The sequence below is a fragment of the Luteimonas sp. MJ250 genome (assembly GCF_039548455.1).
In the GTDB taxonomy this organism is placed as follows: domain Bacteria; phylum Pseudomonadota; class Gammaproteobacteria; order Xanthomonadales; family Xanthomonadaceae; genus Luteimonas.
On the sequence record NZ_JBCLVB010000003.1, the window covers coordinates 73,252 to 94,620 of the forward strand.

Genomic DNA, 21,369 nt, shown 5'->3' on the forward strand with positions numbered 1-21,369 from the left:
CCATGTCGAACCTGATCACGCGCACCGCCAACAACGTGGCGGACTGGGTCAACGAGCGCGCGCCCGGCATGATGCCGATGTACCGCAAGCACATGTCCGAGTACTACGCGCCCAAGAATTTCAACTTCTGGTACTACATGGGCTCGCTGGCCATGCTGGTGCTGGTCAACCAGATCGTCACCGGCATCTTCCTGACGATGCACTACAAGCCGTCCGCGGCCGAGGCCTTTTCCTCGGTCGAGTACATCATGCGCGACGTCGAGTGGGGCTGGCTGATCCGCTACATGCACTCCACGGGTGCCTCGCTGTTCTTCATCGTCGTCTACCTGCACATGTTCCGCGGGCTGATGTATGGCAGCTACCAGAAGCCGCGCGAGCTGGTGTGGATCCTCGGGATGCTGATCTACCTGGTGCTGATGGCCGAGGCCTTCCTGGGCTACGTGCTGCCCTGGGGCCAGATGTCGTTCTGGGGCGCAAAGGTGATCATCTCGCTGTTCGGCGCGATCCCGATCATCGGCAACGGCCTGGTCGAGTGGATCATGGGCGACTACCTGCCCAGCGACGCCACGCTCAACCGCTTCTTCGCGCTGCACGTGATCGCGCTGCCGCTGGTGCTGCTGCTGCTGGTCGTGCTGCACCTCGGCGCGCTGCATGAAGTGGGCTCGAACAACCCCGACGGCGTCGACATCAAGAAGGGTCCCAAGGGCAACCGCTGGGACGCGACCAAGCCCGCCGACGGCATCCCGTTCCACCCCTACTACACGGTCAAGGACCTGGTGGGCGTGGGCTTCTTCCTGATGATCGCGGCCTTCATCATCTTCTTCGCGCCGGCCTTCGGCGGCTGGTTCCTCGAGCATGACAACTTCACCGAGGCCAACCACCTGGTGACGCCCGAGCACATCAAGCCGGTGTGGTACTACACGCCCTACTACGCGATGTTGCGCGTGGTGCCGGACAAGCTCGGCGGCGTGCTGGTGATGTTCGGTGCCATCGCGATCCTGTTCCTGGTGCCCTGGCTCGACCGCGCCAAGGTCAAGTCCTACCGCTACCGCGGCCTGATGTCGAAGGTGCTGCTGGGCCTGTTCGCGCTCACCTTCATCTGGCTGGGCAAGATCGGCGCCGGCCCGGGCACCGACCCGGTCGAAACCATCGTCGGCCGCGTCCTGACCTTCTTCTACTTCGCCTTCTTCATCACCATGCCGCTGTGGACCAAGCTCGACTCCACCAAGCCGGTGCCGGATCGGGTGACCACGCATGACTAAGCCCATGACCCTCATCAGCCGCGTCGCGGTGTTCGCGGCCTCCATGCTGCTCTCGTTCTCGGCGCTGGCCGCGGCCGGCGGCCCCGTCCAGCATGCCGGCACCGATCTCAGCGACAAGGCGTCGCTGCAGCGTGGCGCGCAGCTTTTCATGAACTACTGCTCGTCCTGCCATTCGCTGAAGTACCTGCGCTACTCGCGCATGGCCGAGGATCTGGGGCTGACCGAAGAGGAGGTCATGGCCAACCTCAACTTCACCGGCGCCGCATTCGGCGAGCAGATCCTGACCGCGATGCCGGCCGAGCACGCCGGCGACTGGTTCGGGACGGTGCCGCCCGACCTCAGCCTGACCTCGCGCGTGCGCGGCGGAGACTGGATCTTCAGCTACCTCAAGGCCTTCTACATCGACGAAGAGCGTCCGCTTGGCTGGAACAACACCGTGTTCCCCAATGCGTCGATGCCGAACGTGCTGTGGGAGATGCAGGGCATCCAGCGCCCGATCTACGGTGGCAAGGACGAGGCCACGGGCGATCCGCTGATCGATCGCCTGGAAGTGGCATCGCCGGGCACCATGGATCCGCTGCAGTTCGACCAGGCCGCGCGCGACATCACCGCGTTCCTCGAATACGCGGGTGAGCCGGTGGCGGTCAAGCGCGAGGCGATCGGCGTGTGGGTACTGCTGTTCCTCGCATTCTTCACCTTCCTGGCGTGGCTGCTGAAGAAGGAATACTGGAAGGACGTGCACTGAAGGGAGTTGTTCGATGATGGCAGCGAGTCCGCGCATGCGTAATGCACTCACGCTCTTTTCCTCCGCCGATGATGTCCTGTGCCACCGCGTGCGGCTGGTGCTGGCGGCCAAGGGCGTCACCTACGACCTGATCACCGTCGACCCCAAGGACCCGCCCGAGGACCTGCTCGACCTCAATCCCTACCATTCGGTGCCGACTCTGGTAGAGCGGGACCTGGTGCTCTACGCCTCGAGCGTGGTCACCGAATACCTCGACGAGCGCTATCCGCACCCGCCGCTGATGCCGGTCGATCCGCTGTCCCGCGCGCGGCTGCGCCTGGCGATGCTGCGCCTCGAGCACGACTGGGTGCCCGAGGTGCGCATGATCCAGACCGGCACCAAGGCCCAGGCCGATGCCGCGCGCAAGCGCCTGAAGGACCTGCTGACCGCGTCGGTGCCGCTGTTCAAGGCCTACAAGTTCTTCCTCAATCCCGAAATGAGCCTCGCCGACTGCGCGATGGCGCCGATCATCTGGCGCCTGGAAGCGCTTGGCGTGCCGCTGCCCAAGGATGGCAAGGCGATCGACGACTACGGCAGCCGGATTTTCCGCAATCCCGGGTTCACGCGCAGCCTGACGCCGCAGGAGCGCCATCTGCGCGAGCTGCCGGCCTGACTCCGGCCCGCTCGCGGTAGAATCGGGACATGAATGACGTGTCCCGGATGACCAGCCACCGCCCCTACCTCCTGCGGGCGCTGTACGAATGGATCGTGGACAACGGGATGACGCCCCATCTGCTGGTGGATGCGCTCGGTCCCGGCGTGCGCGTGCCCCCGCATACCGTGAAGGACGGGCGCGTGGTGCTCAACGTCGCCGAGCGCGCGGTCTCCCGATTGCACATGGACAACGAGTCGGTGAGCTTCACCGCGCGCTTTGGCGGTGTCAGCCATCCCGTGGCCGTCCCGGTGGGCGCAGTGCTGGCCATCTATGCCCGCGAGACCGGCCAGGGCATGGCCCTGCCCGAAGACCAGGTGGGCGGCAGCGATGGCGATGCGGCCGGCGCTGACGAAGACGACCGTGCAACGTCCGCTGGCGATGTCGTGCTCGGCGTGGTGCCCGGCGGCGTGGCTGACGAAGCGCCGCGCGAGGATCGCGACGGAAACGATGACGGCGACGGTGACGACGATGGTTCACCCCCTCCGCGGCGCGGTGCGCACCTGCGCGTGATCAAGTAGCCGCTCCGGGCGGGTCGGGTGGCCGTGGCTGGCTCAGTCCTCGCCTTGCAGGCTGGACTCCACGGCCGGTGCCGGGCCGGTGAACGACACCAGCCGGTTTCCGTGGAACACCATGCGGCCGCGCTGGCGGTCGGTGCCATCGTGCGAATACTCGAAGCGGAAGCTGCGCTCGAGCCCGAGCCGCCCGTCGCCGCGGCGGCGCAGGCGCAGTCCGATGGCATGCACGGTCTGGTCGAGCAACTGCACGCCGGCGGTACGGCAGGCGGCGTGCCCGACGTCGATGGCGTGTTCGCTGGCCGCGCGGGCCGCGTTCCACCACGCGTAGGCGAGGGCGCCGGCTATCATGAGCAGGATAAGGCTGGGCATGGCTGTGCAATCTGGGGCCAAGCCGAAGATTGAGCAAGCCTTTGCGCGGGCTTCACGGACCACATCCCAGTTTCCACCTATGAACAGCCTCCGCGACGCAGATGAAACCCTCGACCTGTCGACGTCCCCGCCGATCGCGCGCGCGTCGACCACGGCCACCGTCGTGCGACCGGCGATGCCGCGCTACGTCCTGCGCGGCGTGGCCGGGGCCGGCTTCGGCCGCACCTTCCCGCTGGTGGGGCCGACGGTCCTTGGCCGCGCGGCGGACTCCGGGATCCATCTCGACCATCCGGGTATTTCGCGCCAGCACGTCCGGCTGACGCCGACCGCGGAAGGCCTGCTGGTGGAAGACCTCGACTCCACCAACGGCTGGCTGCTCAACGAGGAGCCGCGGGAACGCGCCTGGGCGCGGCACGGCGACGAACTCGGCTTCGACGTGCTGCGCTTCCGCGTCGTGGCGCCGGGCGCTCCGCTGGAACGGCCGCGGCCGGGCGCCACGCAGCGGCGCCCGGCGGGGGTGTCCGCGTGGTGGTGGGTCGCCGCGGTCGCCGTCCTGGGGGCAGCGGCGTGGCTGCTGCTGCGTTAGGCAGGAACCGGCCCGAGTTTCAGCGAGAGGTCGACTGCCTGCACGTGTTTGGTCAGCCCACCGATCGAGATGCAGTCGACGCCGTCGGCGGCGATCGCGCGCAGTGAATCCAGGTCGACCCCACCCGACACCTCGAGCGGGATCCGCCTGGCCGTGATGCGCACTGCCTCGCGGCGGGCGGCGGCGTCGAAGTCATCGATGAGGATGCGGTCGCAGCCGGCCTTGAGCGCGTCGCGCAGCTCGACCAGGGTCTCGACCTCGACGATCAGCGGCAGCCGCGGCTGGCTGGCGCGCGCGGCGGCGATGGCCGCGGCGATGGAGCCGGCGGCGCGCACGTGGTTTTCCTTCAGCATCACCGCGTCGTGCAGGCCCATGCGGTGGTTGTCGCCGCCTCCCACCCGGACCGCGTACTTCTGCGCGATGCGCAGGCCGGGCAGTGTCTTGCGGGTGTCGAGGATGCGCGCACGCGTGCCGCGCACTGCTTCCACGTGGGCTGCCACGGCGGTCGCCGTGCCCGACAGCGTCTGCATGAAGTTGAGCGAGGTGCGCTCGGCGCTGACCAAGGCGCGGGTACGGCCGCGCAACGTGGCAAGCACGGTGCCGGCACGCACGTGGTCGCCCTCGGCGACGCGCCAGTCGATGGCCACGTCCGGGTCCAGCGCGCGGTGACAGGCGTCGAACCACGGCCGGCCGCAGACCACGGCGTCTTCCTTGCACAGCAGGTAGGCCGATTCCGGCGCGTCTGGCAGCAGGGCGGCGGTGACGTCGCCGCTGCCGATGTCTTCGGCCAGGGCGCGCTCGACGTCGGCGGAGACGGTGGCGGCCGGTGGTACGGCAATGGCGGCGGATCCTGGGCCGCCGGACACGGTGCCGGGCGAAACCCCGGCTGGGGCGGCGTCCGGACCCGGGCCGACGGCGCTCATGCGCCCGGGAAGCCGCCGATCTGCGCGGTGGCGATCGCGTCCTCGGCCAGCAACACCGGGATGCCGTCGTCGACGCGATAGACCGTGTGCCGGTCGCGGGTGACCAGGGCTTCGCGCAGCGGCTCGGCCTGCACGGCCTCGTCGCCGCGCTGCACGCCACCGGCGGTGATGGCGCGGTTCAGCGCTTCGAGCCCTGCAGGTTCCAGCAGCGCCAGCGGCTGGCGGCTGGCGGGGCAGACGAGGATGTCGAGCAGCTTGCGGTCCATGGCGGTACGTCGCGGCGTGGGGCCGCTAGAATACGTCTTTGCCACCGGGGACGGCCAATGACCGCCACCAACAGTCCGCCCGTCGTCGGCGTCGTGATGGGTTCGCGATCCGACTGGGACACCATGCAGCACGCGGTGCAGAAGCTCGAAGAGCTCGGCATCGCGCACGAGGTGCGCGTTGTTTCCGCGCACCGCACGCCCGACGTGCTGTTCGAGTACGCGGCCGGCGCGCGCGACCGCGGCCTGAAAGTGATCATCGCCGGTGCCGGCGGTGCCGCGCACCTGCCGGGGATGATCGCGTCCAAGACGCCGCTGCCGGTGCTGGGCGTGCCGGTGCAGTCGAAGGCGCTCAACGGCATGGATTCGCTGCTGTCGATCGTGCAGATGCCGGCCGGCGTGCCGGTGGCCACGTTCGCGATCGGCAATGCCGGCGCGGCCAACGCGGCCCTGTTTGCCGCCGCGCAGCTGGCCGCGGCAGGCGATGCGGATGTGGCGGCCGCGCTGGACGCCTTCCGCCAGCGCCAGACCGCAGACGTCGCCGCCGGCGACGATCCGCGCCTGTGAGCGCCGGCATCCGCCCGGCGTCCGGTGCGAGATGGGCGCGATGACCACCGTCGGCATCCTTGGCGGCGGCCAGCTGGCGCGGATGATGGCCCTGGCCGGGGCTCCTCTGGGCCTGCGCTTCAGGGTGATGGACACCAGCGCCGAGGCCTGCGCCGGACAGCTCGCGCCGCTGGTGGTGGGTGACTACCGCGACGCCGGAGTGCTGGCGGAGTTCGCGGCCGGCATCGACATCGCCACCTTCGATTTCGAGAACGTGCCCGCCGGGTCCGCGCAGTGGCTGGGCGAGCGCGTGCCGCTGTTCCCCAATCCGCGCGCGCTTGGCACCAGCCAGGACCGGCTGGCCGAGAAGACCCTGTTCGGCGAGCTCGGCATCCCGGTGCCGGGCTATGTGCCGGTCGATACCCGCGCGGACCTCGACGCCGCGGTGGCTGGACTCGGCGTGCCCTGCATCCTCAAGACCCGGCGCCTGGGCTATGACGGCAAGGGCCAGTTCCGGATCCGCGCGCCAGCCGATGCCGCTGCGGCCTGGGAGGCGCTTGGTGCCCAGGCGGCCACCGTGGGCCTGATCCTCGAAGCCTTCGTGCCCTTCGAGCGCGAGCTGAGCGTCGTCGCCGTGCGCGGCCGCGACGGCGAGTTCCGCACCTGGTCGCTGACGGAGAACTGGCACGTCGATGGCGTGCTGTCGGCCAGCCTTGCGCCGGCGCGCGTCGCGCCTGCGCTGGAAGCCCGCGCGGTGGAGCACGCCCGCGCGCTGGCGGAAGCCCTGGATTACGTCGGCGTGTTCGCGCTGGAGCTGTTCTGCCGGGATGGCGAACTCCTGGCCAATGAAATGGCGCCGCGGGTGCACAACTCCGGCCACTGGACGATCGAAGGCGCCGAGACCTCGCAGTTCGCAAACCACCTGCGCGCCGTGCTCGGGCTGCCGCTGGGCGCAACGCGCGCGCTGGGCCGCAGCTGCATGCTCAACTGGATCGGCGACATGCCGGATCCCGCCGCGGTGCTGGCCGAGGCCGGTGGCCATTGGCATGACTATGGCAAGACCGCGCGCCCTGGGCGCAAGGTCGGCCATGCCACTCTGCGCGCGGATGGCGACGGGGAACTGGCCGATGCACTGGCGCGCGTCGGCGCCGCGCTGGGACGCGAGGCCCAGGTCGAACCCGTGATCGCCCGCCTGCAGGAACGCCCGCCGCTCCTGTAATCGTCGGAACCCCAACAGCGCGATCAGACCCGGCGGGCGGCGCGATCGCAGCTGTAGCTGCTCCCACAAGAGCAGCTTCTGTGGGAGCGGCCATGGCCGCGATCGCCGCCATGACGGCTTCCACACCCTGCTGCTTGAGCTCCGCGGCTAGCGGAGGTTCGAGCCCACGAAGCTCCAGTCCACCAGGTTCCACGCGGCTTCGATGTAGCGGCCGCGGGCTTCACGGTAGTCCAGCAGGTAGGCGTGTTCCCAAAGGCTCAGGGCCAGAAGGGGCCGGTCGTCGCCGGTGAGCGGTGATGCAGTGTTCGCCGTCAGCGCCAGAGTGAGCGAGCCGTCCGGCCGCTGCAGCAGCCAGATCCACCCGGATCCCTGCAAAGAGCAGGCCACCGCCGCGAAGCGCTGGCGGAAACGCGCCACGTCGCCAAACCTGCGCACCAGTGCATCGGCCAGTTCACCCTCCGGCTCGCCGCCGCCGCCGGCCGCGGCAGGCTTCAGGCAGCGCCACTGGAACGCCAGGTTCCAGGCCTGTGCCGCGTGCTGCTGCAGCGCGCCCTGGGCGCCGCGCACCAGCTCTTCAAGCGTGGCCGTACCCATCCCCGCCGAGGGCGCCAGGGCGCTGACGGCTTCGACATGGGCACGGTGGTGGCGACCGTGGTGGAGGTCGAGGGTGTCACCCGAGATGTGCGGCTCGAGCGCGGTGCGGTCCCAGGGCAGGGCGGCAAGTTCAATGGCCATGGACGCTACAATAGCGCGATCCCCATCACGCGCTGCCTGGCCACGGCCGCTGCGCACCACGTCGGAGCCCCCATGGCCATCGTCGAAAACATCCAGGCCGAAATCAGCGGCCACCCCATCGTCCTTTTCATGAAGGGCACGCCGCAGTTCCCGATGTGCGGCTTTTCCAGCCGCACCGTGGGTGCGCTGCGCGAAGCCGGCGCCGACATGGCGACCCTGCACAGCGTCAACGTGCTCGAGGACCCCGAAGTCCGCGCCAACCTGCCGCGCATTTCCAACTGGCCGACCTTCCCGCAGCTGTTCATCAACGGCGAGCTGATCGGCGGCTGCGATATCACCATGGAGCTGTTCGAGTCCGGCGAGCTGGCGCGCATGGTCGCGGAGACGCAGAAGGCGTGAGTACGCCCCCGGCCGCCGCGGAGGCGCCCATCGCGTCGGCCGCACTGGCCGGCCGCGTGGTCCTGGTGACCGGTGCCCACGGCGGCCTCGGTGCGGTCGCCGCACACGCCTGCGCGCGCGCGGGTGCGACCGTGGTCCTGCTCGGACGCAAGGTGCCCAGGCTCAACCGCGTGTACGACACGATCGCGCGCGACCCGGCCGGGCTGCCGGAACCGGTCAACTATCCCTTCGATCTCGCCGGGGCGGATTACGGCGACCATGCCGAACTTGCCACGCGCATCGGCGCCCAGTTGGGCCGGCTGGACGGCATCCTGCACTGCGCCGCCGACTTCGCCGGCCTGACTCCGCTCGAACACACCGACCCGGGCGACTTCGCCCGCATCCTGCACGTGAACCTGAGCGCGCGCTGGTGGCTGACCCAGGCCTGCCTGCCGCTGCTGCGACAGGCGCCGGACGCATCGGTGGTGTTCGTGCTCGACGACGAAGTGCCGGCCGCCTATCGCGGCGCCTACGGCATCGCCCAGCACGGCCAGCGCGCTCTGCTCGACACCCTGCACGCCGAGCACCGCAACAGCACAGTGCGCATCCATGGCCTCCGCCCCGGCCCGTTGCGCACACCGCTGCGCGCACGTGCCCACGCGGTCGATGAAGACCGCCGCGCGCGTGATCCCGCCGCCGCGGCCGAGGCCTGCGTCACCCTGCTGTCGCCCGCGGGCACGGCCCATCGCGGGCAAGCCTGGGCGCCGCCCGCATGACCATTGCTTCCGCGGCACTGCTGCTGTTCCTGATCCTGGACCCGCTGGGCAACATCCCGGTGTTCCTCAGCATCCTGCGCAACCTGCCGCCCAAGCGGCAGCGCATCGTCCTGGCGCGCGAGCTGCTGATCGCCCTGGGCGTGCTGATGGTCTTCCTCTGGGTTGGCAAGCACGCCCTGGAGGTCATGCACCTGCGCCAGGAGTCGGTGTCGATCGCTGGTGGCATCGTCCTGTTCCTGATCGGCATCCGGATGATCTTCCCGCCGCCCGAGGGCCTGATGGGCGAACTGCCGGGCGGGGAGCCTTTCATCGTCCCGCTGGCCGTGCCGCTGGTCGCCGGCCCCTCGGGCATGGCAGCGGTGATGCTGATGGGCACCCGCGAGCCCGACCGTCTCTGGGAATGGAGCCTGGCGCTGATGATCGCCTGGGGCGCGACCGCGGCCATCCTGTTCTGCGCGCCCTATCTGTACCGGCTGCTCGGCGCCCGCGCCCTGACCGCCGTCGAGCGCCTGATGGGCATGCTGCTGGTGGCGATATCGGTGCAGATGCTGCTCGACGGCGTGGCCAGCTACCTGGTGAGCATGCGCCCGGTCTGAATCAGTCACCCGGCTGTCACATAGCCCGGCTACCGTGTTAATCTCTTGTTAACCGCTGCCGCTCCGGCGGTCGCGGCGTGACCAGGGACAACCCGAATTCTTCCTGCCGTGCCCCGGGGTGCGGTCCGTTTACTTGCCACCAAGAGTCCAGCCATGACCCGTCGCAACGTCTTCCGTGTGTCGAAACTTTCGCTCGGCCTGATCGCCGCGCTTGCCGTCGCACCAGTCTTCGCCCAGAGCACAACCTCCGCAGGCATCGGCGGCCAGGTGACCGGCAGCGGCGGACAGCCAGTGGCTGGCGCCGAGGTCGTCATCAGGCACCTGGAATCGGGAACCGTCAGCCGCTCCACCACCGACGCCAGCGGTCGCTACAACGCGCGCGGCCTGCGCGTTGGTGGTCCGTACGAGGTCATGATCACCAAGCCCGGCGAAGGCACCACCACCGAAGATGGCGTCTTCCTGACGCTCAACCAGGCCAACACCGTCGACGCGGTGCTGCGCGGCGACGTGACTACCCTGGGCACTGTGGTCGCCACCGGCGTTTTCACCGGTTCCGACGTTTTCAGCGCGACCAAGATGGGTGCCGGCACCAACCTGTCGCAGGAGCAGATCGAGGTCCTCCCGACCATATCGCGCAACCTGCAGGATTTCGTGCGCCTCGACCCGCGCATTGCCCAGTCCGACAAGGGCCGTGGCGAGATCAGCGCCGCTGGTCAGAACCCGCGCTTCAACGCCATCCGCATCGACGGCGTCAACACCAGCGACACCTTCGGCCTCGAGGCCAGCAACTTCCCGCTGATCCGCCAGCCGGTGTCGATGGACGCCATCGAGGCGATCAACGTCGACCTGTCGAACTACGACGTCACCATCACCGGCGCGACCGGCGCGGTGATCGACGCGGTGACCAAGTCGGGCACCAACAACTTCAGCGGCTCGGTCTACTACGTCACCCGCGACCAGGACTGGGTGCGTGACAACGAGAACGGCTCGCCGTTCAACGGCTTCGAGGACGAAGAGACCTACGGCATGACCTTCGGCGGCCCGATCGTCAAGGACCGCCTGTTCTTCTTCGCCAACTACGAGAAGTTCACCCGCAATTCGCCGGCTTCCTCCTACGGCCCGATCGGCTCGGGCGCGTCGAACATCGTCAACATCGACCCGAACTGGATCACCGAAGTCCAGCAGATCGGCCGCGACGTGTACGGCATCGACATCGGCAGCCTGGCGCAGATCGACGGCATCAAGCAGGAGCTTGAAGAGAAGGCCGTCAAGCTCGACTGGAACATCAGCGACAACCATCGCCTTTCGCTGCGCTACTCCGAGACCGAGCAGGTCGACCCTGTCGCCACCGGTTCGGGCAACAACGCGCTGAGCCTCAACAGCCAGTGGTACGACATCAACAAGACCTTCGACTCCACCGTCCTGCAGCTCTTCAGCGACTGGAGCGACAACTTCTCCACCGAGTTCAAGATTTCACGTCGCAACTACGACTCGCTGAGCGGGGTGTATGCGCGCCTGCCCGAGATGCAGGTCAGCGTGAATTCCGACCCCGAAGACGACGCCAAGCAGCGTGGCCCGTTCCTGAACTTCGGTACCGACGAGTTCCGCCACGGCAACAACGTCGAGACCACCACCGACAACGTGTTCGCCGCGGGTACCCTGTATGCCGGCGACCACACGCTGAAGTTCGGTTTCGACTACGAGCGCAACGACGTCTACAACATGTACGCGCAGAACATCTGGGGCGCCTACACGTTCGCCGGCCTCGAGAACTTCCGCCAGGGCAACTACTGGGAATACCGCCTCAACGCACCGGTCCCCGGTCGCAACCTCGACAGCGTGGCGATGAACTACGAGCACGCCAATCTCGGTGTGTTCGTGCAGGACACCTGGGCGGTCAACTACAACCTGACCCTGACGTTCGGCCTGCGCGTCGACATCCCCGACCTCGACGACGTCGCCGACCACAACCTGCTGGTCCAGGAGGTCTACGGTCTCGACAACCGCAAGGTCCTGGATGAAGCGCTGTGGCAGCCGCGCTTCGGCTTCAACTACACCTTCGACAGCGAGCGTCCGACGCAGCTGCGTGGCGGCCTGGGCCTGTTCCAGGGCGCGGCGGCCAACGTGTGGGTCGGCAACTCCTACCAGAACAGCGGCTTCGGCCTGATCGGTTACAACCAGATCGTGGATGGCCTCAGCGATGCCGAGCGCGCGGCGGTGTGGGCGGGCCTGCCCTTCAACCCCGATCCGGACAACCCGACCACCCCGAGCCCGGCGGCCGGCTACGACATGCTGGTCAACCTGATGGAGGACAACATCAAGCAGCCGTCGGTGTGGAAGGCCAACCTCGCGTTCGACCACGAGCTGCCGTGGCACGGCATCGTGGCCTCGGCCGAGGTGCTGTACACCAAGGTCAATGACGGCCTGCACTTCGAGCGCCTCGATCTCGGCAGCCCGACCGCGACCGGCCAGGACGGCCGTCAGATCTTCTGGGCCGATCCGGCCACCGCCTCGGGCCGCCGTGGCAACGGCAACATCGGCATCGGCGCGATCGCCGACACCCTGCCGGGCTACGAGAACGTCAGCGGTTGGCACAACGATGGCGTGATCCTGATGAAGAACACCGACGAAGGCCGCAGCCAGCAGTACACCTTCAGCCTGAGCAAGCCGCTGATCAACGACTGGGCATGGTCGCTGGCCTATACCTTCACCGATTCCACCGAAGTGAGCCCGCTGACGTCCTCGCGCGCCATCTCGAACTGGAACGGCCGTGCGATCTTCAACCCGAACGAAGACGTGGCCTCGACCTCGAACTACGAGATCCGCGACCGCTTCATCGGCACCCTGACCTGGCAGAAGGCGCTGTTCGGCGATTACAACACCACCGTGAGCGCGGTGTACGAAGGCCGCGCCGGTCGTCCCCACAGCTGGCGCTTCATGAATGACATGAACGGTGACGGCTACACCAACGACCTGCTGTACGTGCCGAACGGGTACGGCGACGTCGAGTTCGTGGGCGGTGCCGAGATGGAGGACGCGTTCTTCCATTGGCTTGCCACGGTGCCAGAGCTGAACGCGGTCCAGGGTGGCAACGCCGGCCGCAACAGCAGCCGCAACAGCTGGGTCAACACCTTTGACATCCGCGTCAGCCAGGAACTGCCGGGCTTCGTGAGTGGCCACAAGTCGGAGATCTGGCTGGACGTCATGAACATCGGCAACCTGATCAACAAGGACTGGGGCCGGATCGAAGAGCAGTCGCCCTTCAGCGACCTGCGCGCGGTGTACTTCCAGGGCATCAACCCCGAGACCGGCAAGTACATCTACGACTTCGACGGTGCGTGGCAGCCGGGTCTGTACGACGACAAGGGCCAGTCGCGCTGGGCGCTCCAGGTGGGCTTCCGCTACAAGTTCTGATCCACGCCTGAAACGCGACACACGGAACGGCCGGGGCATGCCCCGGCCGTTTCCGTTTGCGGCCACGCCGGCGTTTCCGCAGGCCGACCCGCGTGCGCTAGAGTCGACACCGAAAACGACGACGACAACAAGAAGAAGAGAACACAGATGACCCAGGCAACAACGCCCGAAACCACCACCCTCCCCACCGTCGACGCCCGCATCTACCCGCGTGGCGGCCTGGACGTGCTGTCGCGCGAGGAAGTGGCCCGGCTCAAGGACGCCTCCTCCGGTGGCCTGCACGACCTGCTGCGCCGCTGCGCGCTGGCCGTGCTGACCAGCGGCAGCGCCAACGACGACCCGCGCGCCGCGCAGGAGATGTACCCCGACTTCGACATCCAGGTGCTGCAGCAGGACCGCGGCCTGCGGATCGAACTGGTCGCCGCCCCCGCCATGGCCTTCGTTGACGGCCAGATCATCCGCGGCGTGGCCGAACTTCTGTTCGCCACCGTGCGCGACCTGGCCTATATGGCCATCGAGCTTGGCCCCGAAAACGCCGCCGACCTCGAGTCGTCGGCCGGCATCACAGACGCCGTGTTCGGCCAGCTGCGCAACGCCCGCCTGCTGTTTCCCGTCGAGCCCAAGCTGGTGGTGTGCTGGGGCGGGCACTCCATCAACCGCGTCGAGTACGAGTACACCAAGCTGGTGGGCTACGAGCTTGGCCTGCGCGGCCTGGACATCTGCACCGGCTGCGGCCCCGGCGCCATGAAGGGCCCGATGAAGGGCGCCAACATCGCCCACGCCAAGCAGCGCCAGCGCCGCCCGCGCTACATCGGCATCACCGAGCCCGGCATCATCGCCGCCGAGAGTCCGAACCCGATCGTCAACCAGCTGGTGATCATGCCGGACATCGAGAAGCGCCTCGAAGCCTTCGTCCGCGTCGGCCACGGCATCATCGTGTTCCCGGGCGGCGTGGGTACGGCCGAGGAAATCCTGTACCTGCTGGGCCTGCTGTTGCGCGAAGAGAACGCAGAGCTGCCGTTCCCGCTGATCCTGACCGGCCCGGTGGCGTCCGCGCCGTACTTCGAGCAGATCGACAGGTTCATCCGGCTGACCCTGGGCGAGGCCGCGACCGAACGCTACGAGATCATCGTTGGCGATCCGCAGGCCGTGGCGCGGCGGATGGCGGCGGGCGTCAAGCGCGTGCGCGAGGCGCGGATCGAGCACAAGGACTCGTTCTACTTCAACTGGGGCCTGGACATCCCGCTGCCGTTCCAGCAGCCCTTCGTGCCGACGCACGAGGCGATGGCGGGGTTGGACCTGCACCACGGGCGGAAGCCGCATGAGCTGGCGGCGGACCTGCGGCGGGCGTTCTCGGGGATCGTGGCGGGGAATGTGAAGGAGGATGGGATGCGCCGGATCGAGGCGTTCGGGCCGTTCCAGATCCATGGCGACAAGGACATGATGGAGTCGCTGGATGCGCTGTTGAGGGCGTTTGTGGTGCAGAGGCGGATGAAGATCAGTGGGGAGTATCGGCCTTGTTATGAGGTGGTGACCTGAGGGAAGGGCGCGGATCATCGCGTCAGTGTCACGTCGGGGGCGACACTGATCGCTGAGGCGGACGCTCAAGGTCATGATTCGACCGCTCGTCCGGATGAGGAGTGCACCCTTGAGCGGTGAGGGTACGATTGAGTGGATTGCCGCAAAGTGGCAACGGGGGAAGCATGGGGCGCAACCGGGTTTCAGGTTTCAGCATGATCGAGCTGATGGTCGCAGTTGCCATCGCGGCAATTTTGCTGGCAATTGCATTTCCTAGTTTCGAGGCCACCATGCGCTCAAATCGGATTGCAACTGCGAGCAACCAGCTTATGGCCTCCTTGGCACTTACAAGAATGGAGGCGATCCGGAGCTCAGGGGGCGCTGCGATCTGTACTACGAGCAATGGTGCAGTTTGCAACGGTACTAGCTGGAACGATGGTTGGATGATCTGGATCGATCAGAATGGAAACGGGGCCTTCGATGCTCCGTCGGCCACGCCGCTTGTCACCGACGATCGCGTCGTGCGATACGAGGAAGGCCTCGCAAAGGTTCAGATCAAGAATAAGGCCGGGGGCACTGGTGGTGTCGCGGAGGAAAACCTGATTCGCTTCGACCGCCGTGGCCGCCTGATCGGCGATACGCGGACCATTACTTTGCAGCCGGAAGATTGCAGCAGCGGTTCGGAATTGCGCCGTGTTATAGCGCTTAACGCCAGCGGCCAGGGCCGGGTTCGCAAGGAGACTTGTTCGTGATTACCGCACCCGCGATCGATAGCGCCCGCAGTAGGGCGCGCCAGCATGGCTTCAGCATGATTGAAGTGTTGGTGGCGATCATCGTGCTCGCGCTCGGCCTACTGGGGTTCGCGCTGCTGCAGACGATGAGTCTGCGCTATGCCCAAAGCGCGAACTATCGCACCCAAGCCACGAACCTCGCGTATGACCTTCTCGACCAAATGCGCGCGAATCGATTCCAAGCAGCCTGGTACAGCGGCTCCAGCGGCGCCGGTTTCAATGCGGGCGATATCATTGCGGGGGACTGCTCCAGGCCAGTGGGAACCGTTGCGATCGCCGATAGCATCGAGCGTTGGCAATGCCAAGTCGTACAGTTGCTTGGAGAAAGCGCGAGCGCGAACGTGGGCTATAACGCTGGGGTGGTCAACGTGGCTATTTCGTGGGGAGATCAGCGGTGGGACGAGGAAGATCCAGAGGCGACCACCACTTTTGAACTCATTACAAGACTGTGAGTAGGCCGATGTCGACCATTCGCTACGCGCGCGGTCTTTCACTGATCGAGATCATGGTGGCGTTGGCCATCAGTAGTCTGTTGATTCTGGGGCTGGTCCAAGTATTCAGTGCTTCGCGATCGGCCTACCAGCTGTCCGAGGGCTTGGCACGCACGCAGGAAAACGCGCGCTTTGCGATCGACTTCCTCCAGCGTGACATTCGGATGGCGGGACATTTCGGCTGTGTCAATGATCAGGCGCATTTCGTCAAAAACGAGGGCGACCCGCGGCAGCACTTCGGAGGCGCCGGAACAATCACTCCCGGTGCGGGCCACCCGCTTGACTTCACGGTTTCGGTCGAAGGCTACGAAGCCCCCGGCACTGGACCAGGGCAATCGTTGACGATTGGCGGGTCATGGGCGATTCCTGCCGGCATGCCTGCCGAGGTCGCGGCGCTGGATCCGGCCCGAGGTAGTGATGTCCTCGTCCTGCGCTATCTCTACAACGAAGGTGCGCCTGTCACAGGCATCGCGACTGCCGGAAGTGGCGAGACACTCACAGTGGATGCTTCCAGGTTCGGAGCATTAACCAACGGCGGTGTACCGGCACCGGTGATGTTTGGTGTCACGGACTGCAACCACGCCGATGTTTTTCCTGGCGCCACGGGGGGGGGTACCACCGTTTCCACACCCGCGAATTATTCGTTCGAAGGGCGATACGTGCCTGCGCCGAACGGCTTGGCCACTCTGTATCGCGCGGAATCGATCGTGTACTACGTGGCGATGAACTCCGCGGGCGAGCCGGCGCTCTGGCGTGCGCGGGCAGATGGCGCTGGAGCCTATCCCGCCGCAAATCGTGAAGAGCTTGTGGAAGGCATCGAAAGCATGCAGTTGCTGTTCGGGCAGGACGAGGTTGTGAATATCACCTCGGCGTCGCCACCTCGCGGCAACATCACTGTGCAGAACACCGCTGAAGTTGTCCGCTCGGGAACCCCAGCGCAGCGCGTAACACAATGGCGACGCGTGGGCTTGGTGCAGGTAGGCCTGCTGGCACGCAGCCCCAATCGCGCCTCCGCTGCACAAGCTGCGGAAGGAGCGGCACGCCAACGCGTGCTCGGCGTCGAATTCATCCCGGGGGCAAACAACGATGCACGTTATCGGGCGAGCTACGAAGCCACGGTGGCGCTGCGCAACCGACTTTTCGGGAACTGACGATATGCCCCCCCTTACGCGCGGCGACTTCATCGAGCGGCACCGCCAAGAGGGCGCGGTGCTTTATATCGCGTTGATCATGCTCGTGATCATGGCTCTCATCGGTGTGGTGGGCATGCAGGTCACCGGTATGCAGGAGCGCATGGCGGCCAACTACCTAGCGGCAAACGTCGCGTTCCAGAACGTTGAAGGCGTCGTCCGGAATACGGAGTGCGGGATTGAGGAGTTCGTAAACAGAACTTCTCCGGGCGTCTGCACGGTCATTGATCCGCTGGACTTTGGGCGATGCGACGACGGCTTCGATCCCGTGGCCTGGGGCGAGACCCAGAGCTTCACCGCGGTGCCGGCGACCAACATCCGACAGATTGATGAGTGTGTCGAGGGCGAAGCGCCGCTGGACGAGGGCGGCCCCAAGGACGCGAATCCATTCCCGATCTACCAGATCACCTCCTACGCCGCGGACGACGAGGACAACCCCACGTCCTCGGCCGTGGTCGATACTGTGTTCAAGCTCTGAGGGCCGCCACCATGGCATTGCGCCGTACCAGTCTGGCTTCCATCGCCGTCGTCGCCACACTATTCGGTGGCGGCTACTTCCTTTATGGACTATTTGCTGCCCAAGGGCAGGGCGTGTTGGCGCAAGCGCCACTGAACACGCAGGTGCAGGTCCCCCCCGCATTCGTCATGGCGATCGACGATTCTGGCTCGATGACTTATCACAACCAGTTTCCCGGCGCGGACGGCAAAGGCTGCTGGAGTCGTGACACGGGTACTCCCGCTTGGAGTTTCTTCCATACGTCGGGCACGAATAAGGGACAGCTCAGAGCGTCCACGGACAACGGTGGTGTCTGCGGGTACGCCTTCTCGTATGGGTCTTCGCCCCGTAATGGGGAGAGCAACAGTTGGCGCGGCATTCCCCCCGTTGACACAATGGGTTTCGCGAGGTCTTCCGACTTCAATCCGGCCTATTTCGATCCGACCGTGACCTACTTGCCGTGGGTCAACAGCGACGGTACGAGTTTCGGGAGCGCTTCTCTGACTGCGACGCGGATCGACCCCAGGCCCAACGGCTCGGGTTTGGGAGCAGTTAACTTGACCGAGCTGCATGACGGCAGAGAGGTTGCCGATAGCTCCGGCCAGTTGTCGGATCGCTTTAGTGCTTACACCGGTATGGTGTTGCCGGAAGGTACAGAGTACAGATTCCCGGGTACGAGTAACTGCGGCGGTCTGGTTGGCAGCAGCACTTGGCGCACGCTATCCAGCGACCACTCCATGACCGCGCAGTGCAACATCTTCATCAAACACCGCCTTGCTGTTTTTTATCTGAGTTCGGATGAGGTTCCGGTCGGGTATGAGTCCGTCCCACGCGTGCGGGCATATAACGCGTGCGGCCCTGACTGCGACATGTGGCGTTACACGATCCGCCAGACCGATACTGAAGCGCTGCAAAACTTCGCCAACTGGTTCTCGTACTATGGTAATCGTCATCGTTCGCTAGTTGCGGGGCTCACGCGATCGCTGCTTGAGATCAACAACATGCGGATCGGTTACTTTCGCATCAATCAGCACGGCTCTTACGACAACCCGGGTCTTGGGACGGGTACCGGCAATGAACGTGTTTCAATGCGTGACATGGCAAACGCCACGCATAAGGCGAGTCTGTTCAATGACATTCTCGCCAATCCCAACTGGGGGAGCACCTACAATAGGCAGGCGGTATACGCGGCGGGAAGGCAATTCATGCGCAAGGATCCGCTGACCTCGGCCGCCAACGGAGCGCCGGTGCAATTGGCCTGTCAGAAGAACGCCATGATGCTTTTCACTGACGGTTACAGCAACTCCGACGGGCCGGCTGTTGGTGGAGTGGATAACCTTATGGGTGTGCCGTTTTCAGATGGCCACGATAATACGCTTGCGGATATCGCAACCAGCTTTTACAAAAATGACGCCGAAGGAACGTCGCCATTGAACACCAGTTTCGCGGAAGGGCAGGTTCCAGTTCCCGATGCCTGCCCCAGTGATGATCCGCGGGTGAATTGCCAGAAAAACCTGCACGTCAACTTCTATGGCATAACGCTTGGAGGACGCGGAAACCTCTTCAATCCTGAGGTCAATCAGCAACCCTACACGGATCCGGCGATTTACCAGAATTGGCCGTCCCGCCAGAACGACAACCGCAGCACCATCGACGATATCTGGCACGCGACGGTGAACACCCGTGGCGAGCTGGTTAATGCGCGAACGCCGGCCGACATCCTTTCAGCAATGAGGCGCATCCTTTCCTCGGTCAGCTCCGGCTCGACGCCGTCCGGAAGTCTTGCGGTCACCGGCGCGCGAATTGGGGACGGCTCGCTTAGCGTTGCGCCGCGGTACGAAGTGAGAAACGAAGGAACCGATTGGTTCAGCGAGCTGACGGCACAAACCGTGAGCATCGAGCCGACCACTCGCGCCGCAACCTTGACCTTTGCCTGGGAAGCCAGCGACGAGATGCCGTTGCCGGGGTCCAGGAATGTCTTCTTCAACCTTGACGGCACGATGCAGAAATTCAGTGATTCCACAGTGAGTCTTGCGAATCTCTGCACCAAGCCTTCGGGAAACTACATCGGCATTTCGCGATGCACGGAGGCGGAAATCACAGCGCTTGGGACGACTTTGACTCAAAGCATCAGCTACTTGCTAGGCGACGCCAGCTTGGAGAAGCGGAACGGTGGGATGCTTCGTGACAGGTCCACGAAGCTTGGAGACATTGTCAACTCGACCCCGGTCGTGAGCTCGCCACTGGATGATTACGGGTACGGATCGCTGCCCGGTTTGTTGGGTAGCTCCTACGCCACCTATCTCGCTGACAAGCGCAACGACGGCCGATATATGGTTTACGTCGGTGCCAACGACGGCATGCTGCATGCATTCGATGGTGGCATGGGCGCGGATGGCATCATGGACTCCAACGGGGGACGCGAAGAGTTTGCCTATATTCCGGCCACGGCGATTGGACACATGGGAAATCTGCTGTTCCCGCACGACCCAAGCAACGACAACGACCAGAAGTTCGACCATCGTTACTACGTAGACGGCCCGGTCACAGTGTCCGATGCAAATTTTGGCGGTTGGAAGACAGCACTTGTCGGCAGCGCTGGCGCGGGCGGACGTAGTGTCTTCGCGCTGGAGGTGACGGATCCGTCCGAATTCGGCACGGGCGCCAACAACGGCAAGCTTTGGGAGATCAGCGACCTCGATAGCAGCTTGCCGGCTGATGTGCAGAGCAACATCGGACACGTCCTAGGCAAGCCCGTTATCGTTCCGATCAAGACCACAGCTAGTGACACACCGCGATGGGTGGCCATTTTCGGCAACGGCTACAACAGCGCCAGCGGAAAGGCAGTGCTTTTTGTCGTTGATATCAAGTCGGGTACACCCAGCATCCGAATGATTGAGGCCGTCGAGGGCTCGGCGCCGTCTGGCGGCAATGGCTTGGGCAACATCGTTGCTTTGGACCGCTGGGGAGGTTCTTCGGAAAGTGGCATCAAGGGCCAATATCGGGATGGCTTGGTAGATACCGTTTATGCCGCTGACCAGCGCGGCGCCCTCTGGAAGTTTGATCTCCGCGCGCCCACGCCAGCCAATGTAACGGTTCCGCTGTTCACGACGCGCACGCACACTGAGGGTTCGTCGACGTACCGTCAGCCGATTACGGGCGGCCTTACGGCAGCGACTGGCCCCGCTGGGGGCGTCCTCATCTACTTCGGTACCGGCAGCTTCTCTTTCATCCACGATCCAGGCGAGGATGAGTCGCAGTCTCTTTACGCAGTGAACGATATCGAGCGTGGACCGACGACGTCGACAGTGACGCGCAGCAACTTGCACGGTTACTCCATCACCACGAACGACACGACAAGGACGATGATCGCCGGTGCGATTCCAGTTGGTGCACGAGGATGGTACGTCGACCTGCCAGCAGGGGAGCGGTTCGTAGGTTACCCGCGTATTGCTACGGGTATGGTTTTCATGCCTACATATGCACCTCAGGCCGCTGCTACTGGCTGTTCCACGCAAGGCTTCAACTGGCTGTTCGGCCTCAACTCACGTAGTGGCGCTCCGGGGCTCTCAAGCGTCCGCTACGGCTCGCCTACAGGTGAATCGCCGGCCGCAGGGACTGGCGCAGTGGCCCTTGACACCGGTGGCAGCGCGCCTGTCAAAGATGTCGGCGTGTTCGTGGTTCCGCGGTTGGGCCCGCCGACGGCTCCTGCAGGCGGCCCCGGCGGAACGCCGCCTGGCACACCGCCAGCCCCGCCCGAGCAAGGCTGCTGGATGATGGTGACCGCGGCTGGTGCACAGCAGATGTATCTCCCCTATCCCTGTGGCCGTCAGTCTTGGCGTCAACTGCAGTGACAAGTTCC

At 65.5% G+C, this 21,369-nt stretch carries 21 protein-coding genes; 17 read left to right on the plus strand and 4 right to left on the minus strand.

What is annotated here, in order from left to right:
- Positions 1 to 2: 2 nt before the first annotated feature.
- From WCE37_RS00840 to WCE37_RS00855, 4 genes are read left to right on the plus strand one after another with little or no spacing between them, the layout of a single operon-like run.
- Positions 3 to 1,262, plus strand: coding sequence for a cytochrome bc complex cytochrome b subunit (locus WCE37_RS00840; RefSeq protein WP_343277706.1), 1,260 nt, complete (start codon positions 3 to 5; stop codon positions 1,260 to 1,262).
- Positions 1,255 to 2,007: a cytochrome c1 gene (locus WCE37_RS00845; protein WP_343277707.1), complete on the plus strand. Its 753-nt coding sequence runs from the start codon at positions 1,255 to 1,257 to the stop codon at positions 2,005 to 2,007. Before WCE37_RS00840 ends, WCE37_RS00845 begins: the two co-directional genes overlap by 8 nt.
- Before the next feature lie 16 nt (positions 2,008 to 2,023).
- Entirely contained in the window at positions 2,024 to 2,659 is a 636-nt protein-coding gene (locus tag WCE37_RS00850) for a glutathione S-transferase N-terminal domain-containing protein (protein WP_343277708.1), read from the plus strand.
- 29 nt (positions 2,660 to 2,688) lie between these two features.
- The gene (locus WCE37_RS00855; RefSeq protein WP_343277709.1) at positions 2,689 to 3,219 is read left to right on the plus strand and encodes a ClpXP protease specificity-enhancing factor; all 531 of its coding nucleotides are present in this window, start codon (positions 2,689 to 2,691) and stop codon (positions 3,217 to 3,219) included.
- 33 nt (positions 3,220 to 3,252) lie between these two features.
- Here WCE37_RS00855 and WCE37_RS00860 read toward each other — a convergent pair whose 3' ends face one another.
- Positions 3,253 to 3,585, minus strand: a complete 333-nt coding sequence (locus tag WCE37_RS00860) for a DUF3301 domain-containing protein (RefSeq protein WP_343253796.1) — start codon at positions 3,583 to 3,585, stop codon at positions 3,253 to 3,255.
- Positions 3,586 to 3,664: 79 nt separating this feature from the next.
- Here WCE37_RS00860 and WCE37_RS00865 point away from each other — a divergent pair, with 79 nt between their 5' ends.
- Positions 3,665 to 4,171, plus strand: a complete 507-nt coding sequence (locus tag WCE37_RS00865) for an FHA domain-containing protein (protein ID WP_343277710.1) — start codon at positions 3,665 to 3,667, stop codon at positions 4,169 to 4,171.
- Here WCE37_RS00865 and nadC read toward each other — a convergent pair.
- On the minus strand, positions 4,168 to 5,094 hold the full coding sequence (gene nadC, locus WCE37_RS00870; protein ID WP_343277711.1) for a carboxylating nicotinate-nucleotide diphosphorylase: 927 nt from the start codon (positions 5,092 to 5,094) through the stop codon (positions 4,168 to 4,170). The genes WCE37_RS00865 and nadC overlap by 4 nt on opposite strands.
- The gene (locus tag WCE37_RS00875) at positions 5,091 to 5,360 is read right to left on the minus strand and encodes a Trm112 family protein (RefSeq protein ID WP_343277712.1); all 270 of its coding nucleotides are present in this window, start codon (positions 5,358 to 5,360) and stop codon (positions 5,091 to 5,093) included. Before WCE37_RS00875 ends, nadC begins: the two co-directional genes overlap by 4 nt.
- 57 nt (positions 5,361 to 5,417) lie before the next feature.
- On the opposite strand from WCE37_RS00875, the gene purE reads away from it, so the two are divergent.
- Positions 5,418 to 5,924 carry a 5-(carboxyamino)imidazole ribonucleotide mutase gene (purE, locus tag WCE37_RS00880; protein WP_343277713.1) on the plus strand — a complete coding sequence of 169 codons (507 nt, stop codon included), beginning with the start codon at positions 5,418 to 5,420 and terminating at the stop codon, positions 5,922 to 5,924.
- 40 nt (positions 5,925 to 5,964) lie between these two features.
- The gene (locus WCE37_RS00885) at positions 5,965 to 7,122 is read left to right on the plus strand and encodes a 5-(carboxyamino)imidazole ribonucleotide synthase (RefSeq protein WP_343277714.1); all 1,158 of its coding nucleotides are present in this window, start codon (positions 5,965 to 5,967) and stop codon (positions 7,120 to 7,122) included.
- Between the two features lie 147 nt (positions 7,123 to 7,269).
- Here the strand turns inward: WCE37_RS00885 and WCE37_RS00890 are convergent, their stop codons facing one another.
- Positions 7,270 to 7,857: a Fe-Mn family superoxide dismutase gene (locus tag WCE37_RS00890; protein WP_343277715.1), complete on the minus strand. Its 588-nt coding sequence runs from the start codon at positions 7,855 to 7,857 to the stop codon at positions 7,270 to 7,272.
- Positions 7,858 to 7,929: 72 nt separating this feature from the next.
- On the opposite strand from WCE37_RS00890, the gene grxD reads away from it, so the two are divergent.
- From grxD to WCE37_RS00940, 10 genes are all read left to right on the plus strand, one after another.
- Positions 7,930 to 8,256, plus strand: a complete 327-nt coding sequence (grxD, locus tag WCE37_RS00895) for a Grx4 family monothiol glutaredoxin (RefSeq protein ID WP_343253789.1) — start codon at positions 7,930 to 7,932, stop codon at positions 8,254 to 8,256.
- A complete protein-coding gene (locus WCE37_RS00900; protein WP_343277716.1) occupies positions 8,253 to 9,011 on the plus strand; it encodes an SDR family NAD(P)-dependent oxidoreductase in 759 nt (252 codons plus the stop codon). Before grxD ends, WCE37_RS00900 begins: the two co-directional genes overlap by 4 nt.
- Positions 9,008 to 9,607 carry a YhgN family NAAT transporter gene (locus WCE37_RS00905; RefSeq protein ID WP_343277717.1) on the plus strand — a complete coding sequence of 200 codons (600 nt, stop codon included), beginning with the start codon at positions 9,008 to 9,010 and terminating at the stop codon, positions 9,605 to 9,607. Before WCE37_RS00900 ends, WCE37_RS00905 begins: the two co-directional genes overlap by 4 nt.
- Positions 9,608 to 9,760: 153 nt before the next feature.
- A complete protein-coding gene (locus tag WCE37_RS00910) occupies positions 9,761 to 13,021 on the plus strand; it encodes a carboxypeptidase regulatory-like domain-containing protein (RefSeq protein ID WP_343277718.1) in 3,261 nt (1,086 codons plus the stop codon).
- Between the two features lie 147 nt (positions 13,022 to 13,168).
- Positions 13,169 to 14,560 carry a nucleotide 5'-monophosphate nucleosidase PpnN gene (ppnN, locus tag WCE37_RS00915; protein ID WP_343277719.1) on the plus strand — a complete coding sequence of 464 codons (1,392 nt, stop codon included), beginning with the start codon at positions 13,169 to 13,171 and terminating at the stop codon, positions 14,558 to 14,560.
- A 164-nt stretch (positions 14,561 to 14,724) separates the two neighbouring features.
- Positions 14,725 to 15,291: a GspH/FimT family pseudopilin gene (locus WCE37_RS00920; RefSeq protein WP_343277720.1), complete on the plus strand. Its 567-nt coding sequence runs from the start codon at positions 14,725 to 14,727 to the stop codon at positions 15,289 to 15,291.
- Positions 15,288 to 15,782, plus strand: coding sequence for a type IV pilus modification protein PilV (gene pilV / locus WCE37_RS00925; RefSeq protein WP_343277721.1), 495 nt, complete (start codon positions 15,288 to 15,290; stop codon positions 15,780 to 15,782). Before WCE37_RS00920 ends, pilV begins: the two co-directional genes overlap by 4 nt.
- Before the next feature lie 8 nt (positions 15,783 to 15,790).
- Complete coding sequence (locus WCE37_RS00930; RefSeq protein ID WP_343277722.1) at positions 15,791 to 16,972, plus strand: PilW family protein; 1,182 nt, start codon at positions 15,791 to 15,793, stop codon at positions 16,970 to 16,972.
- 4 nt (positions 16,973 to 16,976) lie between these two features.
- Positions 16,977 to 17,489, plus strand: a complete 513-nt coding sequence (locus WCE37_RS00935) for a PilX N-terminal domain-containing pilus assembly protein (RefSeq protein ID WP_343277723.1) — start codon at positions 16,977 to 16,979, stop codon at positions 17,487 to 17,489.
- An 11-nt stretch (positions 17,490 to 17,500) separates the two neighbouring features.
- On the plus strand, positions 17,501 to 21,361 hold the full coding sequence (locus WCE37_RS00940) for a PilC/PilY family type IV pilus protein (RefSeq protein ID WP_343277724.1): 3,861 nt from the start codon (positions 17,501 to 17,503) through the stop codon (positions 21,359 to 21,361).
- Positions 21,362 to 21,369 lie beyond the last annotated feature (8 nt).

What these genes read in the sequence shown, in the direction of transcription:
- WCE37_RS00920 (WP_343277720.1), top strand. Translation starts at nt 14,725, where the DNA reads ATGGGGCGCAACCGGGTTTCAGGTTTCAGCATGATCGAGCTGATGGTC.
- WCE37_RS00850 (WP_343277708.1), top strand. Translation starts at nt 2,024, where the DNA reads ATGGCAGCGAGTCCGCGCATGCGTAATGCACTCACGCTCTTTTCCTCC.
- WCE37_RS00930 (WP_343277722.1), top strand. Translation starts at nt 15,791, where the DNA reads ATGTCGACCATTCGCTACGCGCGCGGTCTTTCACTGATCGAGATCATG.
- WCE37_RS00940 (WP_343277724.1), top strand. Translation starts at nt 17,501, where the DNA reads ATGGCATTGCGCCGTACCAGTCTGGCTTCCATCGCCGTCGTCGCCACA.
- purE (WP_343277713.1), top strand. Translation starts at nt 5,418, where the DNA reads ATGACCGCCACCAACAGTCCGCCCGTCGTCGGCGTCGTGATGGGTTCG.
- WCE37_RS00885 (WP_343277714.1), top strand. Translation starts at nt 5,965, where the DNA reads ATGACCACCGTCGGCATCCTTGGCGGCGGCCAGCTGGCGCGGATGATG.
- grxD (WP_343253789.1), top strand. Translation starts at nt 7,930, where the DNA reads ATGGCCATCGTCGAAAACATCCAGGCCGAAATCAGCGGCCACCCCATC.
- WCE37_RS00910 (WP_343277718.1), top strand. Translation starts at nt 9,761, where the DNA reads ATGACCCGTCGCAACGTCTTCCGTGTGTCGAAACTTTCGCTCGGCCTG.
- nadC (WP_343277711.1), bottom strand. Translation starts at nt 5,094, where the DNA reads ATGAGCGCCGTCGGCCCGGGTCCGGACGCCGCCCCAGCCGGGGTTTCG.
- WCE37_RS00845 (WP_343277707.1), top strand. Translation starts at nt 1,255, where the DNA reads ATGACTAAGCCCATGACCCTCATCAGCCGCGTCGCGGTGTTCGCGGCC.
- WCE37_RS00935 (WP_343277723.1), top strand. Translation starts at nt 16,977, where the DNA reads ATGCCCCCCCTTACGCGCGGCGACTTCATCGAGCGGCACCGCCAAGAG.
- WCE37_RS00860 (WP_343253796.1), bottom strand. Translation starts at nt 3,585, where the DNA reads ATGCCCAGCCTTATCCTGCTCATGATAGCCGGCGCCCTCGCCTACGCG.
- WCE37_RS00865 (WP_343277710.1), top strand. Translation starts at nt 3,665, where the DNA reads ATGAACAGCCTCCGCGACGCAGATGAAACCCTCGACCTGTCGACGTCC.
- ppnN (WP_343277719.1), top strand. Translation starts at nt 13,169, where the DNA reads ATGACCCAGGCAACAACGCCCGAAACCACCACCCTCCCCACCGTCGAC.
- WCE37_RS00855 (WP_343277709.1), top strand. Translation starts at nt 2,689, where the DNA reads ATGAATGACGTGTCCCGGATGACCAGCCACCGCCCCTACCTCCTGCGG.
- WCE37_RS00840 (WP_343277706.1), top strand. Translation starts at nt 3, where the DNA reads ATGTCGAACCTGATCACGCGCACCGCCAACAACGTGGCGGACTGGGTC.
- WCE37_RS00875 (WP_343277712.1), bottom strand. Translation starts at nt 5,360, where the DNA reads ATGGACCGCAAGCTGCTCGACATCCTCGTCTGCCCCGCCAGCCGCCAG.
- WCE37_RS00905 (WP_343277717.1), top strand. Translation starts at nt 9,008, where the DNA reads ATGACCATTGCTTCCGCGGCACTGCTGCTGTTCCTGATCCTGGACCCG.
- WCE37_RS00890 (WP_343277715.1), bottom strand. Translation starts at nt 7,857, where the DNA reads ATGGCCATTGAACTTGCCGCCCTGCCCTGGGACCGCACCGCGCTCGAG.